General features: G+C 73.2%; 15 protein-coding genes, 1 tRNA gene and 2 pseudogenes. 11 read left to right on the top strand and 7 right to left on the bottom strand.

Annotation, left to right across the window (positions count from 1 at the left end):
* Positions 1-39 precede the first annotated feature (39 nt).
* From G7070_RS01305 to G7070_RS01295, 3 genes and pseudogenes are all read left to right on the top strand, one after another.
* Positions 40-642 (top strand): mycothiol-dependent nitroreductase Rv2466c family protein, encoded by a 603-nt coding sequence (locus G7070_RS01305; protein ID WP_166231317.1) that lies wholly within the window; start codon positions 40-42, stop codon positions 640-642.
* A 107-nt stretch (positions 643-749) separates the two neighbouring features.
* Positions 750-1,204 (top strand): annotated as a pseudogene (locus G7070_RS01300) (ribose-5-phosphate isomerase).
* A gap of 59 nt (positions 1,205-1,263) precedes the next feature.
* Positions 1,264-2,532: a hypothetical protein gene (locus G7070_RS01295; RefSeq protein WP_166231314.1), complete on the top strand. Its 1,269-nt coding sequence runs from the start codon at positions 1,264-1,266 to the stop codon at positions 2,530-2,532.
* Positions 2,533-2,559: 27 nt separating this feature from the next.
* On the opposite strand, the gene G7070_RS01290 is transcribed toward G7070_RS01295, so the two are convergent.
* Genes G7070_RS01290 through G7070_RS01280 form a run of 3 tightly spaced genes read right to left on the bottom strand, consistent with a single transcriptional unit; the run spans position 2,560 to position 4,459 of the window.
* Positions 2,560-3,177, bottom strand: a complete 618-nt coding sequence (locus G7070_RS01290; RefSeq protein ID WP_166231311.1) for a hypothetical protein — start codon at positions 3,175-3,177, stop codon at positions 2,560-2,562.
* On the bottom strand, positions 3,177-3,761 hold the full coding sequence (locus G7070_RS01285; RefSeq protein WP_166231308.1) for a hypothetical protein: 585 nt from the start codon (positions 3,759-3,761) through the stop codon (positions 3,177-3,179). Before G7070_RS01285 ends, G7070_RS01290 begins: the two co-directional genes overlap by 1 nt.
* Positions 3,761-4,459 (bottom strand): hypothetical protein, encoded by a 699-nt coding sequence (locus G7070_RS01280; protein WP_166231305.1) that lies wholly within the window; start codon positions 4,457-4,459, stop codon positions 3,761-3,763. Before G7070_RS01280 ends, G7070_RS01285 begins: the two co-directional genes overlap by 1 nt.
* 58 nt (positions 4,460-4,517) lie before the next feature.
* On the opposite strand from G7070_RS01280, the gene G7070_RS01275 reads away from it, so the two are divergent.
* The 5 genes and pseudogenes from G7070_RS01275 (at position 4,518) to G7070_RS01255 (ending at position 9,472) form a co-directional block, all read left to right on the top strand.
* Positions 4,518-5,375 carry an Fpg/Nei family DNA glycosylase gene (locus G7070_RS01275; protein ID WP_166231302.1) on the top strand — a complete coding sequence of 286 codons (858 nt, stop codon included), beginning with the start codon at positions 4,518-4,520 and terminating at the stop codon, positions 5,373-5,375.
* Positions 5,372-6,799: a hypothetical protein gene (locus G7070_RS01270; RefSeq protein ID WP_166231299.1), complete on the top strand. Its 1,428-nt coding sequence runs from the start codon at positions 5,372-5,374 to the stop codon at positions 6,797-6,799. Before G7070_RS01275 ends, G7070_RS01270 begins: the two co-directional genes overlap by 4 nt.
* A 144-nt stretch (positions 6,800-6,943) precedes the next feature.
* Positions 6,944-7,471 (top strand): annotated as a pseudogene (locus G7070_RS19715) (SMP-30/gluconolactonase/LRE family protein); the annotation flags it as partial.
* 67 nt (positions 7,472-7,538) lie between these two features.
* Positions 7,539-7,829 (top strand): SMP-30/gluconolactonase/LRE family protein, encoded by a 291-nt coding sequence (locus G7070_RS19125; protein WP_166231296.1) that lies wholly within the window; start codon positions 7,539-7,541, stop codon positions 7,827-7,829.
* A gap of 122 nt (positions 7,830-7,951) precedes the next feature.
* Positions 7,952-9,472 carry an alpha/beta hydrolase domain-containing protein gene (locus G7070_RS01255; RefSeq protein WP_166231293.1) on the top strand — a complete coding sequence of 507 codons (1,521 nt, stop codon included), beginning with the start codon at positions 7,952-7,954 and terminating at the stop codon, positions 9,470-9,472.
* 43 nt (positions 9,473-9,515) lie between these two features.
* On the opposite strand, the gene G7070_RS01250 is transcribed toward G7070_RS01255, so the two are convergent.
* Both G7070_RS01250 and G7070_RS01245 read right to left on the bottom strand, forming a co-directional pair.
* Positions 9,516-10,406: a LysR family transcriptional regulator gene (locus G7070_RS01250; protein WP_166231290.1), complete on the bottom strand. Its 891-nt coding sequence runs from the start codon at positions 10,404-10,406 to the stop codon at positions 9,516-9,518.
* 7 nt (positions 10,407-10,413) lie between these two features.
* Complete coding sequence (locus G7070_RS01245; protein ID WP_166231287.1) at positions 10,414-10,650, bottom strand: hypothetical protein; 237 nt, start codon at positions 10,648-10,650, stop codon at positions 10,414-10,416.
* 202 nt (positions 10,651-10,852) lie between these two features.
* On the opposite strand from G7070_RS01245, the gene G7070_RS01240 reads away from it, so the two are divergent.
* Positions 10,853-10,925 (top strand) — tRNA-Pro (locus G7070_RS01240).
* A gap of 60 nt (positions 10,926-10,985) precedes the next feature.
* On the opposite strand, the gene G7070_RS01235 is transcribed toward G7070_RS01240, so the two are convergent.
* Positions 10,986-11,531, bottom strand: a complete 546-nt coding sequence (locus G7070_RS01235) for a hypothetical protein (RefSeq protein WP_166231284.1) — start codon at positions 11,529-11,531, stop codon at positions 10,986-10,988.
* 185 nt (positions 11,532-11,716) lie between these two features.
* Positions 11,717-12,745, bottom strand: a complete 1,029-nt coding sequence (locus G7070_RS01230; RefSeq protein ID WP_166231281.1) for a LacI family DNA-binding transcriptional regulator — start codon at positions 12,743-12,745, stop codon at positions 11,717-11,719.
* Between the two features lie 158 nt (positions 12,746-12,903).
* Here G7070_RS01230 and G7070_RS01225 point away from each other — a divergent pair, with 158 nt between their 5' ends.
* A complete protein-coding gene (locus tag G7070_RS01225; RefSeq protein ID WP_206079882.1) occupies positions 12,904-13,326 on the top strand; it encodes a MaoC family dehydratase in 423 nt (140 codons plus the stop codon).
* Positions 13,323-14,504: an acyl-CoA dehydrogenase family protein gene (locus tag G7070_RS01220; RefSeq protein WP_166231275.1), complete on the top strand. Its 1,182-nt coding sequence runs from the start codon at positions 13,323-13,325 to the stop codon at positions 14,502-14,504. Before G7070_RS01225 ends, G7070_RS01220 begins: the two co-directional genes overlap by 4 nt.
* The last annotated feature ends 4 nt before the right edge of the window (positions 14,505-14,508 follow it).

Here is a 14,508-nt window from a genome sequence, read left to right as displayed (position 1 = left end):
GGCGCGGGTCCGGGGGCGGGGCGTCGCTAGGGTTGGCCCATGACGCAAACCGTTGACATGTGGTTCGATCCGGCGTGCCCCTGGGCCTGGATGACGTCGCGCTGGCTGCTCGAGGTCGAGAAGGTCCGCGACGTCCACGTCGACTTCCACGTGATGAGCCTGTCGGTGCTCAACGAGGGCCGCGACCTGTCCGAGGGGTACCGCGCGCTCATGGACAACTCGTGGGCGGCCGTCCGCATCGCCCTGGCCGTCGAGCGTGAACACGGGCAGCAGGCGCTGCGCGACTTCTACACCGCGATCGGCACCCGCTTCCACCCCGGCCAGGAGGAGCGCGACCGCGCCACGATCGAGAACGCGCTGGCCGACGCGGGCCTGCCCGTCGCCCTCGCCGAGGCGGGGTACACCGACGAGCGCGACGACGACCTGCGCCGCTCGCACCACGAGGGCATGGACCCGGTCGGCGACGAGGTCGGGACGCCGGTCGTGCGCATCAACGGCAAGTCGCTGTTCGGGCCCGTCATCTCCCCGGCGCCGACGGGGGAGGAGGCCGGCGACCTGTTCGACGGCGTCTCCAAGGTCACGGCCTACGACGGCTTCTTCGAGCTCAAGCGGACCCGGACGGTCGGCCCGATCTTCGCCTGAGCGGTCGGTGCGCGGCGGCGCCGGTCGCCGCGCGCCGCGCCGTCGCGTCGCTCCGGTGTCGTGAGAAGCCGTGCGATCCGCGCCGGGGTTGGGCCACACTGGGGGACATGCGCGTTCACATTGCCACCGATCATGCCGCCTTCGACCTCAAGCAGTACCTGGTCAAGGAACTGACCGCCCTGGGCCACGAGGTCGTCGACCACGGCGCGGACGCCTACGACGCGCAGGACGACTACCCGAAGTTCGTCCTGCCGGCCGCCGAGGCCGTCGCCTCGGATCCCGGATCGCTCGGCATCGTGCTGGGCGGGTCGGGCAACGGCGAGCAGATCGCAGCCAACAAGGTCAAGGGCGTCCGCGCGGCGCTGGCCTACAACACGGTGATGGCCCGCCTGGCCCGCGAGCACAACGACGCCAACGTGCTCAGCCTCGGGGCCGCATGCAGAGCCTGGAGGACGCGCTCGCGATGGCGCAGGTCTTCCTCGAGACCCCATTCTCCAACGACCCGCGGCACGTCCGGCGCATCAAGGAACTCGAGGACTACGAGAACGCCCACCGCGCCTGAGGCGTCCGCCGGGCGGCGGCACGCGGACGCCGGGGCGGCGTCGGCGGTAGTTTGACCCCGTGAACCTCCTCACGGACGCGCTGCGCACCTTCAGCCGCGTGTTCATCGACGGCGCGCGCGTCCTGGCCGCCCACTGGCCCCAGCTCATCGGGCTGTTCCTGGCGGGCTGGGCGGGGCGCATGGGGTTCCTGTGGCTGACGACCGCGGTGTCGGACGTCAGCCCGACGCTGGCGATCTTCATCCTGCCGTTCGCGCCGCTGTCGACGCTGCTGTCGCTGGTGCTGATGCTGCGCGCCACCGCCCCGACGCTGGAGGCGTTCCGCGGGGTCGTCGAGTCCGTGACCCGGCCCGAGCGGTGGCGCACCGACCTCAGCGTGGCCGCTCAGGTGCTGATCCCGTTCCTGGCGGTGTACGCCACCGCGGGGCTGCTCAAGGAGGACGCGCGCCTGTTCGTGATGGACGCCACGGCCGCCGAGGGGCTCAACGCGGGGCTCGGCTCGGTGGACTTCGGACGCACGGTGTACGCCGAGGGCGCGGCGCTGGCGGTCCTGGTGCTCCTGGCGCTGGGCGCGCGCAAGCTGATCTCGCTGCTCAAGCTCACCGACCGGCACCTGGCGTGGTCGGCGGTCGCGGTCTACATCGAGGTGCTGTGGATGATCACGCTGGTGAACGCGTTCACCAGCCAGCTCGACCAGCTCACCGAATGGGTGGTGTCGCGGCGAGCGATCGCCGGGCTGGCCGAGTGGTGGGCGGGCGTCGTGGCGTGGCTGCGCTCCATCAGCGCCGAGATGACGGCGATCGTGGACGCCGTGGCGAACTTCCTGGGCGAACTCGGGAGCCTCGTCATCGTGCCGGTCGCCTGGCTCGCCATCGGCGCCGCGGTCTTCGGCGCCTCCCTGAAGTCCACCGAGTTCAAGGTCGACACCCACGACGAGGTGACCGAGCGGCTGCGCCACATCCCGCAGCCGGTGCGCCGAGTCGTCTCCCAGGCGGTCGAGCCGCTGACCACGCCGGTGCAGAACACGGTCACGGCCATCGCCAAGATCGCCAGCGCCGGCGTGCTGTCGATGGTGATGTTCTGCGTCGTGTTCTACATCGCCAGCAGCCTGCAGGTCCTCACCTACCTCGGCGTCCGGCAGGTGTTCGGCCCCGGCGACGACACCCGGCAGTACGCGCTGGCCCCCTACATGCTGCTGGCCGGACGCACCGTCTACTTCGTCGTGGCCCTTTCCCTGCTCGCCGCGGCGGTCAACGCGATCGTGATGAGCCAACGGGCGACGCCGGCGGCCGAGCCGCAGCCCGATCCCGCGGCCGGGACCCGGCGCTGAGCGTCCCGCGGGCGCGGCGCCGAGCGATCAGCGCGGGATCAGCACCTTGACGTAGCCCGGCTTGTTCCACATCACCCGGACGGCCGTGGGCTCGACCCCCTCGGGCAGCGCCACCGACGCGGCCACCCGCCACGCCGCGGGCCGCTGCGCGGTGACGGGCAGCGGGTGCCCGTCCCAGCTGAGCTCCGGGCCCGGGGCGTCCTGCGGCACGCAGTGGGGCCGGTCGGGGAGGGTGTTGGGCCGGCCGGCGCCGTCGACCTTGGCGCCGAAGGTCCCGTAGCGGACGCCCGCGGCGTCCTCGAGCTCGATGACGCACCCGGCCAGCATCTGATCCGGCGCCGCGGCGAGGTCGAGCTCGACCAGCCAGAGCTGGGTGCCGGGGGCCGCGCGGTCGTCGTCGAGTTGGGTGGTGCGCGCGACCTGCCCGACCCCGACGGTCACGGTGCGGGTCCGGCGGACGTCCTGCACGTCCTGGTAGGTCTGCGTGTAGACGCCCGAGCCCTGCAGGACGACCGGCTGGCTCCACTCCCAGCGCAGGTACAGCGTGGTCAGCCGGAACGACGACGCGGCCAGCGCCAGGGCCAGGAGCGGCAGCAGGAGCGCCAGCCAGATCCGGTTGCGCCGCCACCACGCCGAGGAGCGCATCACGGCTCCTTCACGGTCGTGACCGGCACGCGGATCGAGCCGGTGGCCGCCGCCAGCCGGGCCGCCTCGTCGGGGTCGATGCCCAGGTCGATCACGGCGATGTCGTCGGGATCCTCGAGCTCCTTCACGGCCGGGAACAGCGCCCGCGACCCGGCCAGCGCCGTGGGATCCATCTCGAACGCGAACGAGCAGGCGAACGTGACGCCGGGCTGGGTCGGCGTGCAGGAGGTGATGAGCGCCGAGGAGCCGCCGAACAGGCGGCCGTCGGGTGCCTCGATGCGCGCGGCGTCGCCGCTGAGGATGAAGGGTTCGGTCGAGGGCCGCCAGGTCACGTCCAGCACGACCCAGATGCCGCGGGTGGTGGCCGTGTCGGTGAACGAGCTGACCTGCTTGGCGGAGCGGACGCCCGTGACCGCGACGGTCCCGGTGCGCATCTGAACCGGGTCGCCGACCGCGCCGTGGCGCTCGTACCGGGCGTCCAGCACCGCCTGCGCGTCCGGGACGCGGTCGGCGACCAGGGTCCCCACGAACAGCGCGGCGATGACGAGCAGGACGGTGACCACGCCGTCGCGGGTGAGGCGCATCAGGGGACCGCCAGCGCCCTGACGGGCAGGGTCAGCCGGTGGACGGGTTCGTCGACCTCCCAGGCCGCGTCCGCCGAGGAGAAGTACTGGTGCCAGCGCAGCGAGCTGAGCGTGAGCGTCGCCTCCGCGGGGCGCGCCGCGGTCGCGTCGGCCTTCCACACCGCGACCGAGGGCACGGGCACCCCGGGCTGGTAGCCGCGGGCGCGCAGCGAGTCCTCGACGCGGAACAGGGTGACCTGCGGCGAGGCCGGGTCGACGCCGGGCGCGTCGAGGTGCAGCGCCTGCGCCAGGGCCACGCCGTCGACCACCGTGTCGCCCGTGTTGGTGATGTCGAGCACCGCGAGGTAGTAGGTGACGCCCGGCTCGGCGCGCGCCACCGGCGGGAGGGCCTCGCCCTGGCGCAGGGACGTCACGGTGATGGTGAAGGGTGCGACCCTCAGCGCCTCGCCGGGCTGCGCGGACGGGATCTCCTCGGCCTCCACCGCCCGCACCGCGTCGAGGCCGCCCAGCGCGCCGGTGACGAGCAGGACGACGGCCACGAGGACCAGGCCCACGCGCTGCGGGGTGAGGATGTCGGAGACCAGCGAGTACCGGTCGTGCCAGATGGCCAGCCGGGACGGCCGGGCGCGCTCGGGCTCGCCGGTCGAGGTGGGGGCGGGTGCGTCGGGCAGGGCCCGCCGAGGGGTGTTCTCCGCCACGCCCGCGATCATAGCGGCGGCGACTAGAATCGGCCCCCACTGCCCAGGAGGAGGACCCATGCCCGAAGGCCACGTGACCCACCGGCTCGCCCGCGAGCTCACACGCACCTTCGGGGAGCGCCCGCTCACCGTGGCCAGCCCGCAGGGGCGGTTCGCCGACTCGGCCGCGCAACTCGACGGCGGCTCCCTGGTCGGTGCCGACGCGGTCGGCAAGCACCTGCTCATCGACTTCGATCCCGGCACGGTCTGGGTGCACCTGGGGCTGATCGGGAAGTTCCAGTTCAACCAGAGTTTCCCCGCGCCGAATCCCGCGACCCTGCGGCTGCGACTCACCGACGGCGCGAGCGCCGCGGACCTGCGCGGTCCGCAGTGGTGCCGGCTCATCACCCCGGTCGAGCGGGCCGCCGTGGTCGCCAACTCGGGCCCGGATCCGATCCGGGGCGACGCCGACCCGGAGCGCGCCTGGGCGAAGGTGTCGCGCAGCCGCAAGCCGTTCGCGGCGCTGCTGATGGACCAGAGCGTCTTCGCGGGGGTGGGGAACATCTTCCGCGCCGAGGTGCTGTTCCGGCACGCCATCGACCCCATGCTGCCCGCTCAACGCCTGTCCCGGTCCGTGTTCGACGCGGTGTGGGACGACCTCGTGATCCTGATGCGTGCGGCGGTCGAGGTGGGGAGGATCGACACGGTCGCCGGCGACCACACCCCCGAGGCGATGGGCCGCGACCCCCGGGTCGACCGGCACGGCGGGGAGGTGTACGTCTACCGGCGCGCGGGCCTGCCCTGTTACGTCTGCGGGACCCCGGTCGCGACCACGGCCCTGGCCGGCCGCCACCTCTACTGGTGCCCGACCTGCCAGCCGGCCGGCGCCCGCGGCGTCCCGACCGCGATCGGCGGGCTGCCGGAGGCCATCGCGTGACGGGCGGGTTCACCTACGCCGTCACCGGCGGCGGCCGCGGGCTGCTGGTCCGCCGGGGCGGCGCCGGCGTCGCCGAGTTCGTCTTCGGCCTGCCCGAGGGGGCCGCGTCCGACGAGGACGGCCTCGCCGTGACGGTGGGGGAGATCGGCGTCCGCCTGGCGCAGCGCGAACTGGGCGACGTCTGGGTCAGCGAACTCGTGCTGGACAACGGCGGACCCGACGAGGCGGCGCTGCCGCCCCTGGGCATGGTCGTGCGGGTCGAGCCGGGCTGGGTCGGCTGGTCCTGGACCGCCGAGACCGACGGGTTCGTCGTCGTCGCGCCCGAGGCCGGGGACGGCGACGCCCTGCTCCTGCGGCTGCGCCAGGGCTTCCTGCGCGCCTGCGTCCCGACGCCGTCGTTCGTGCCGGCCGGACGCCGCGCCGACGCCCTGGAGCCGGGCATGGCCGCCTTCTTCCTGGCCAACCCCGCCGGGGCGCTGCGCGGCCACGGGCGGCACAGCACCCGGCTGGAGTTCGGGTCGATCCCCGACGTGGACGCCGCCCGCGCCGCGATGCCCGCCTGGATCCCCGATCTCGTCGCCCGGCCCGGCGACGAGATCCGCTTCGAGACCCCCGATCAGGCGCTGGTGCCCGGCCCCGGCGTCCGGCTCGTCGGCGACGACGTGGCCGGCATCCTCACGGGCTCGCCCGGCCACCGGGAGCTCGCGGTGCACGGGCCGCGCGGGGTGACGCGGCTGCGTCCCACCTTCACCCCCGCCCTGGACGCCCTGGCCGCCGAGGTGTCGGCCGGGCTGCTGCGCCGCCGCCCCGCCGGGCTCCCGACGGCGGCGGCCGCCGTCGTGGCGGCAGCGCTGTCGCGCCGCGCCGTCGCCGACCCCGGCGCAGCCCTGGACTGGCTCGAGCGCGAGGACTGGCTGGCGCGCGAGGACCAGTTCGGCCCGCTGCTGGCCACCACGATCGCCGTCGAGACCCACGACGAGGCGCTGGGCGCCGCTGCGATGGACGCGCTGCTGGGCCGCCGCTTCGGGCTGGGCGACGGGCTGATCGCGTCGTGGGCGTGGCTCGGGGCGCTCCGACTCGGCATCCCGCCGCTCGACCTCAGCCTGGTGCTGGAGCGCGCCTCGACCGCCGAGGAGCGCTGGGAGGCGGCGCTGATCCGGCAGGACCCCGACGCGCACGCCGACGGCGTCCGGGCGGTGATCCGGAAGCTGGGCGCGGGGCTGCCCGGCCAGCCGATCGGGCTGGGCGCGGCGGAGGCCGGGCTGTCGGTCGCGCTGCTGCGGGCGGTCCCCGAGGGGGCCGACCTGCGCACCGCGGCGGTCGAGGCGGCCGACAAGGCGGCCGCGCTGCTGGCCGCCGACTACGCCGACGGGATGCACCCCACGCACGACGGGCTGGCGTGGCTGGTGTGGTCCGAGCGCTGAGCGTCGTGGAGGTCCCGACCCACAGCCGCGCTTGACCGCCTCTCCGCTCCCACCGTGGTGCCGTGGCCTGATGGGACTCCCGCCGGGGCGTATCGTCTCGGCCAGGACGCCCGCCGGTCGCGGGCCGAGCGGAGGGAGCCGGCGATGGTCGAGGTGTGGGACGCCGCGGCGGGGATCACGGACCTGGCCGGCGGCGCGCGCTGGCTCGAGGGCCCCGCGTGGGTCGACGGCGTTCTCCTGGTCAGCGACATCCCCAACGACCGCGTGCTGCGGTACGCCGGGGGCGACGGGTTCGAGGTGGCGGTCCCCGGCGTCGACTTCAGCAACGGGCGGACCGTGACCTCCTCGGGCCGGGTGATCCAGTGCTCGCACGGGCGGCGCGCCGTGGAGGAACTCCTGCCCGACGGCACGACCCGGCCGCTCGTGGACCGCTACGGGGCCGCGCGGCTCAACTCGCCCAACGACGTCGTCGTGGGCCCCGACGGCGCCCTGTGGTTCACCGACCCCGCCTACGGGATCGAGGTGCCCGAGGAGGGCCACCCCGGCGTCCGGGAGTACGGCGCGTGCCACGTGTTCCGCTTCGATCCCGCCGACGGCAGCCTCGCGCCGGTCGTCACCGACCTGGTCGCGCCCAACGGGCTGGCGTTCTCGCCCGATGGTGCCACGCTGTACGTCACCGACACCGGCCCCGACCAGCCCGGCGTCCCCGACGGGCAGGGGCGCATCCACGCCTTTCCCGGTGGCCGGCTCCCGCGTGGGGGAGGGGCGGATCTTCTTCACGACGCGACGCGGGTTCGCCGACGGGCTGCGGGTGGACGCCGACGGCGCCGTCTGGACCTCGCACGGGGCCGGGGTCACGGTGCTCTCGGCGGAGGGGGAGGAGTTGGCGCACCTCGACTTCCCGGCACGGGTCGCCAACCTGTGCTTCGGCGGCCCCGACCGGCGCGACGTCTACGTGGCCGCCACCGACAGGCTCCACCGGCTGCGCGCGACCGTCCCCGGGGACGCGCCCCGCGCCCTGCGCAGGTAGGGGGCCGCGGCTCCGGCACGGCTTGCACCGCTCTGGCAATAGGTGGCAACGGTGTGCAATCACGGTGGAATCCCGGGAGATTTGTGCGACCTGTCCACTGAGTATGCAAGGGAGCATGCAACATGCGAACATCCGTACGACGCGCGCTGGTCGGCTTCGGAATGGCCGGACTGCTCGCCACCATGACGCCGACGGCCGCGGCCGCCGGCCCCGCGTGGGGCGACGCAGCCGACACGATGACGGCCGTCCCCGCGGTGACCCACGTGCCGCGCGAGGGCGGCTCCTACCCGTTCAACGCGGCCGATCACCACCGGGTGCCCGTCGACCTGGCCGCCCACGGCTTCGTGGAGGAGGAGTTCTTCCTCACCGGGCACGCCAACGTCTACACGCGGGCCGACGGCACCCTCGCGGTGCACCGGACCGCGGTGCCCTACACGAACCGCATCCTCGTCCGGCACCCGGCGCGGGCGCAGAAGGCGTCCGGCACCGTCCTGGTCGACATCTACAACGCGTCCAACGGCTACGACATCGAGGACATGTGGCGGCGGTTGTGGACCGACGTCCTGGAGCAGGGCCACACCTACATCGGCGTCACCAGCAAGCCCGTCAACGTCGACGCCCTCCACACCTTCGACCCGCAGCGCTACGCGCCGGTGAGCTGGTACGACGAGCCGCTGACCGCGGCCTGCGCGTACACGTTCACCGCGGCCGGCGACGACGTGCCCTGCACCGAGACCGGGCTGGTGTGGGACATCCTCACCCAGGTGGGGAACGCGGTGCGCGATCCGCAGGCCGGCCGGCAGATCCTCGGCGGCATCAAGCCCACCGGCGTGTTCCTCATCGGCCAGTCGCAGTCGGGGCTCTACCTCAACACCTACGTCAACCACTTCCACAACCCGGTGACCGCGGCGCACGCCGGTCAGCACGTCTTCGACGGCTACCTCACCGCGGCGGGCAACTGGAACGAGCGCGCGATCCGGGACGGCGAGCCGACCGGACAGGGCGCGCCCGCGGCGTCCGTGCCCGTCGACATCGACGTGCCGTGGATCTTCGTCGACTCCGAGTCCGACACCGCCCTGTTCCAGCGCGAGGCGACCATGCCGCGTCCCCTGGACGACCAGACCCGCGTCTGGCAGGTCTCGGGCACGGGCCACACCTACTCGATGTCGCCCGTCGTCCCCGACAACGCCGAACTCCGCAAGGCGGGGCGGCCCGAGCGGGTCTTCCCGACGGTCTACACGCCGTACCCGATGGAGCCGGCCATGATCGCCGCCACCCAGGCGCTGATCGACAACCACCGCTCCGGCAAGGAACTCCCCGCCTCGAAGTGGTTCCAGCGGGACGCCGCCGGCGCCCTGGTCCGCGACGACCACGGCAACGTGCTCGGGGGCCTGCGCTACGGGCTGATGGAGCTGCCGCTGGCGCAGTTCCTCGGGTTCGCGCGTCCCTTCGACATGAACGGCGTCGCCCATCCGATCTCGAAGGCCGAGTTCGAGCGGAACTGGCGCAACCGGTCGCAGTACCTCGCCCAGATGCGGGCGCACGACAACAAGTTGCGGCAGGCGGGTTACCTCACGAAGTCGGGCCACGCCACCTTCGCGGAGCGCGCCGAAGTGGTGATGGACCGTATCGGCGTCCGCTGATCCGTCGCGGGCGGTCGGGCATCCCCGGCCGCCCGCAGCGCGCTCAGGGGTGGGCGGCGGCCGCGGCGACCAGCCCGGCCAGGGCGCGCCGGACCGGAGCGGTGTGCTCGACCGAGCGGCGCACCATCAGGTGGATCGTGCGCTCGGGCGTGGGATGGATCAGCGGCACCGCGACGGCGTCCGGAGGCAGTTCGCGGACGCACAGCAGCGGCATGGCCGCGACCCCGATCCCCGCCGCGACGAAGGCGATCGCCGTGGTGTGGCCGTGGGTGTACACCGAGTACTGCGGGACGAAGCCCGCCGACACGCAGGCCCGCTCGGTCAGGCGTCGGCACCAGGAGTCGGCGGAGTCGTGCGCGATCCAGCGCTCGCCCGCCAGTTCCGCGACCTCCACCTGATCGCTCCCGGCCAGCCGGTGCGTCCGGGGGAGCACGACGACGTAGGGCTCGGTGAGCAGCGGGACCGCGCGGAATCCCGGCGCGGGATCGAGGGCGCCGTCGGAGACGAGCACTTCGACATCGACGTGATCGTCCTCGCCGGTGGGCAACTCCAGGACGCGCAGGTCCAGCCGCAGGTCGGGGTGATGGGCCAGCACGTCGGCGACCACGCCGGGGATCCACGCCATCGCCGCGCTCGTGAAGTAGGCCATGCTGAGCGAGCCGACGCGCCCGGTGCGCAGGTCCTCGGCGGCGGACTCGACCTCGGCCAGTTCGGCGAACAGCGGCGCGGACGCCTCCGCGAGGTGCAGTCCGGCCGCGGTGGGCTCGACGCCCCGCCCGACACGCTGCAGGAGGGGGAGGCCGGTCTCGCGGCTGAGGGCCGCGACCTGCTGGCTCACCGCGGACGGGGTGTAACCGAGGCTGGCGGCGGCGGCCTGGATCGAGCCCGCCGCCACCACGGCGCGGAACACGCGCAACCGGGACACGTCGATCATGGGCGGATCATAGGTGCCGCAGCGCGGCGTTGAAGCGCTCGCCCGTGCGGGCCCTCTGATCCGCGCGTTGTGCGACCTCGCGCAGTTCGCGGAGTTCGCGCCGGTACTCGGCGATGGCCAAGGAGTCCTCGTCGGCGCCCAGGGGCGCCCGCGGCAGGGCCCGCATCCGGCGCTCGGTGCGCTCCAACTGCCCGATCACCGCGATGACCACCAGCGCCGCGAGCACGACTTCGATACCAGGCATGTCGACCCCTTTCACTCCTTCGACATCTCCACGGTGACCCCGGAGACGATGAAGGACAAGCGGGGATTACTTCATCACGATGAAGCCGTGCTTCATCGTTCTGGGTCGGGGCATGGGCGAGGGAACGGAGGGTGCCGGCGACGCGCGGGGGAGCCCCGGTTAGGGGCCAGGGTCGCCGTGCCCGTAGAGTGACGTCGTCAACCGGGGCGTAGCGTAGTGGCTAGCGCGCCTGCTTTGGGAGCAGGAGATCGCAGGTTCGAGTCCTGTCGCCCCGACCGTGTCTAGGGCATGTGGCCTCGCGCCACGAACGACCTGCGGAGAAGTCTTCGCCTTCATCACGGGGCGGGCTGCGGACCAGCCTCCGGGTTGGGCGGGTTCGGGTCACTGGCGGGTTCCAACTCCGGCTCGATGGCCGCCCACGGCAGGGGCTCGGGGCTGGTCAGACCGGGCTCCAACTGCAGGGGCAGGGCTTGGCGGCGGCCCAGCGTTGACCAGCGACGGAAGGGCTGCACGCTGCACGCGTTCGTCCAGAGGTCCTGGGCGCGGGGGAGCACTTCGCGTTGGGCCCAGGCGATCGCCGACGGCCCGTATCTCCCCACAGCCCACGCGGTGCCCAGCCCGATAACGACGAGACCGGCGGTAACGAGGTCCTTCGCGGCCTCGCCGCCCTCAGCCGACGCGACCGTGGCCCCGGCTTCGTCCCCGTCGCCTGAGGGGTGGACCGGCTGGTCCCTGTCCACGATCACCAGGTCGTAGGCGAGCGAATCGAACCGTCCGTGGTTGCGCCAGCCGCCGCTCTGGAGTTCCAGGTCGGGGTTGTCGGGGCAGGGCACCTTGCCTCGCACCTCCAGGAAGGGTACTTCCTGCGGTTCGTCCTTCATGGCACCCCCCTGGGATCGTTGCCCTGAGTGTGACACCTTCGCGATCGTTCTCGGGCGCATCCGGAGGATGAGCCAGTCTGACGCTGACCGGGAGTTGGCGCACCCCGTGGCACCCCATCGGATTCTGGCAGGGGCCTTCGAGCGCGCCGCGACCACTCGCCGAAGCGGGTCCGCCGACGGTCGTCTCAGGCGGTCGGGCGGGGACGCCAGCCCAGGGTCGAGGTCCGCAGGCGCAGTTCCGGCGGGATGAGCCGCCGGGTCGGGGTGTGCGCGGGGCCCTGCTCGATCGCGGCGAGGATCTCCTCGGACGCGGCGACGCCGACCTGGTCGGCGCCGGCGGCCATGGAGGTGAGCGGCGGGGTGAGCCACGACGCCATGGAGATGTCGTCGAAGCTCGCCACCGCGACGTCGCGGCCCGGGAGCAGGCCGCGCTGGTGGAGTTCCGCGTAGAGGCCCATCGTCACGATGTCGCTGAAGCCGACCACCGCGTCGGGGAGTTCGCCCCGCTCGAAGATCTGCGCCATCGCCGTGCGGCCGGCGTCGGAGTAGGTGGTCGCCGTGGTGGTCTGCTCGCCGTGCTCGAAGGCGATGCTCTCGCCCAGGGACGTGCGCATCCCGGCGATCCGGTCGGCGCGTCCGGACGAGTGCGCGGGGCCGCCCAGGAACGTCACCGACCGGACGCCGAGCGTGCGCAGGTGCTCGCCCATCAGGACGCCGGCGCGCTCGTTGTCGGGGGTCACCGACGAGAACCGGTCCTCCAGTCGCCGCATCATGGTGACGACCGGGATGTCGAACCGCGACGTGTGCTCGTCCAGGGGAGCGTCGTCCAGCGTCCGCGACGGGTGCACCAGGACGCCGTCGACGCGGCGCTCGGTCATGGTGGCCAGGATCTCCGACTCCCGCCGCACGCTCTCGCCGCTGTGCGCGATCAGGGAGGTGTAGCCGTGGGCGCTCAGCGACTGCTCGATGGTCATGAGGAGGTCGGCCAGGTAGGGATTGCGGATCTCGGGCACGATGACGCCGACGGTCATGGTGCGGCCACCGCGCAGCTGAGCCGCGCCCCGGTCGTACACGTAGCCGAGTTGCTCCATGGCCGCGCGCACCCGTGCCGTCGTGGCCGGGGAGATGCGGTCGCTGCCGCGGACCACCAGGGACGCGGTCGCGCGCGAAACACCTGCCGCTCGGCTGACGTCGTTGAGCGTCACGCGCGTCATGTTTCCTCCTCATGGAAACCTACTTGCCCCTCCATAGTAGATCGATCTACTGTGGAGCGCATCCGGCCCACGCCGAGGTGGTCGGAGATCCAGGAGGCACGCATGTCCCGCCCGCGAAGCGCACGCCGCACCGCACCGAACCCGGTCCGGGTGGCCCGGTGAGCCAGTACCCCGAGGTCGGCGCGCGGGCGCGCTTCGCCAAGACCGTCACCGAGACCGATGTCACGCTGTTCGCGGGCATCACCGGCGACCTGGCGCCGCAGCACACCAACGCCGCGTACATGGCCGCGCACCCCGTGGGGCAGCGGGTGGCCCACGGCGTCCTCACGCTCGGGGTCGCCTCCACGGCGTCCTCGGCGCTGTGCGCCGAGCACGGGGTGACCGCGCTGTCCTACGGCTACGACAAGGTGCGGTTCCTGGCGCCGGTGTTCCTGGGGGACACCGTCAGCGTCGAGTTGACCGTGGCCCGGATCGAGCCCGCCCGCAGCATCGCCGTCGCGGACGTGCGCGTCACCAACCAGCGCGGCGACCTGATCCTGGTGGCCGAGCACCTGCTCTACTGCTACGAGGAGACCCGATGACCGACCTGCTGGCGCGGCTCGACGACCTGATCGAGACCACCCTCATCGCCCGAGCCCCCCAGATCGACGAGACCGCCGAGTTCCCGGTCGACATCACGCGCGCCGCCGCCGCCATCGGCGTCCAGCGGCTGCTGCTGGCCGAGGACGGCGCCCTCGACGTCGCCCGGACCCCGCTCGTGGTCGAGACCTCCGAGCGGATCGCGATGCACTCCATGGCCTCGGCCGTCACCATCGCCAACGGCCGGCTCACCACCTACCTGCTGCTGAAGTACGCCCCGCAGCACCTGGTCGAGCGCTGGGTCGAGCCCACGCTGCGCGCCGAGGCGTTCGGCGCATTCGGGATCACCGAGGCGCACGCCGGCTCCGACGTGCGCGCCATCGCCACGGTGGCCCGCCGCGACGGCGGCGACCTGGTTTTGACCGGCGAGAAGCGGTGGGTCGGCTACGCCCCCAACGGCCAGTACGCCATCGTCCTGGCGAAGTTGGACGACGACGCCCGCGACGCTCGAACGGTCGCCGTGGTCGTCGACACCGCCAGCGCCGGCGTCACCCAGGAGCACGGCCCCGCCTTCTCCGGGCTGCGCGGCATGCCCAACGGCGTCCTGCGCCTGGACGCCGTCCGCGTGCCCGCCACCGACGTGCTCGCCGTGGACGGCTTCGGCGGCATGATGGACGGCCTCAACCTGGCCCGCATCGACGCCGCCGCCTACGCGTGCGGCCTGCTGCGCGGCGCTCTGACCGCCAGCGTCGAGCGGGCCGCGACCCGCCGGGCGTTCGGCAAGGTGCTGGGGGACCTGCCCTCGATCCAGGCCAAGATCGGCCGGATGGCTGCGGCCTACCAGGCCGCGCGCGCCCTCACCGACCGCGCGGCCGCGTCCTTCGCGCGGGGCGACGGCGGCGACCAGGACGTCATCTCCATGGCCAAACTCTTCACCTCGGACGCTGCCCGCGAGCACACCGACGAGGCGGTCCAGATCCACGGCGCCGAGGGGATGGTCGCCTCGTCGTGGGTGAACCGCCTCAACCGGGACGCCAAGGTCACGCAGATCTTCGACGGCACCTCCGAGATCCACGAGACGATGCTCGGGCGCCGCGCCGTCCGCGCGCACCAGCGCGGCGAGGCCATGGACGCGTTCCTCGGGCGCGGCGGGGCGACGTCAGCGGCGCCCCAGGAATAGATCG

This window comes from Propioniciclava coleopterorum (assembly GCF_011393335.1).
Taxonomy (GTDB): domain Bacteria; phylum Actinomycetota; class Actinomycetes; order Propionibacteriales; family Propionibacteriaceae; genus Propioniciclava; species Propioniciclava coleopterorum.
Note: the sequence above shows the minus strand (reverse complement) of the source record. Positions and strands in the feature narration are given on the sequence as shown.

Bases quoted from the DNA above. Each gene is read 5' to 3' on its own strand.
- G7070_RS01305 (WP_166231317.1), top strand. From the start codon at position 40: ATGACGCAAACCGTTGACATGTGGTTCGATCCGGCGTGCCCCTGGGCC.
- G7070_RS01290 (WP_166231311.1), bottom strand. From the start codon at position 3,177: ATGCGCTCCTCGGCGTGGTGGCGGCGCAACCGGATCTGGCTGGCGCTC.
- G7070_RS01285 (WP_166231308.1), bottom strand. From the start codon at position 3,761: ATGCGCCTCACCCGCGACGGCGTGGTCACCGTCCTGCTCGTCATCGCC.
- G7070_RS01245 (WP_166231287.1), bottom strand. From the start codon at position 10,650: ATGCCTGGTATCGAAGTCGTGCTCGCGGCGCTGGTGGTCATCGCGGTG.
- G7070_RS01230 (WP_166231281.1), bottom strand. From the start codon at position 12,745: ATGACGCGCGTGACGCTCAACGACGTCAGCCGAGCGGCAGGTGTTTCG.
- G7070_RS01250 (WP_166231290.1), bottom strand. From the start codon at position 10,406: ATGATCGACGTGTCCCGGTTGCGCGTGTTCCGCGCCGTGGTGGCGGCG.
- G7070_RS01220 (WP_166231275.1), top strand. From the start codon at position 13,323: ATGACCGACCTGCTGGCGCGGCTCGACGACCTGATCGAGACCACCCTC.
- G7070_RS01275 (WP_166231302.1), top strand. From the start codon at position 4,518: ATGCCCGAAGGCCACGTGACCCACCGGCTCGCCCGCGAGCTCACACGC.
- G7070_RS01255 (WP_166231293.1), top strand. From the start codon at position 7,952: ATGCGAACATCCGTACGACGCGCGCTGGTCGGCTTCGGAATGGCCGGA.
- G7070_RS01235 (WP_166231284.1), bottom strand. From the start codon at position 11,531: ATGAAGGACGAACCGCAGGAAGTACCCTTCCTGGAGGTGCGAGGCAAG.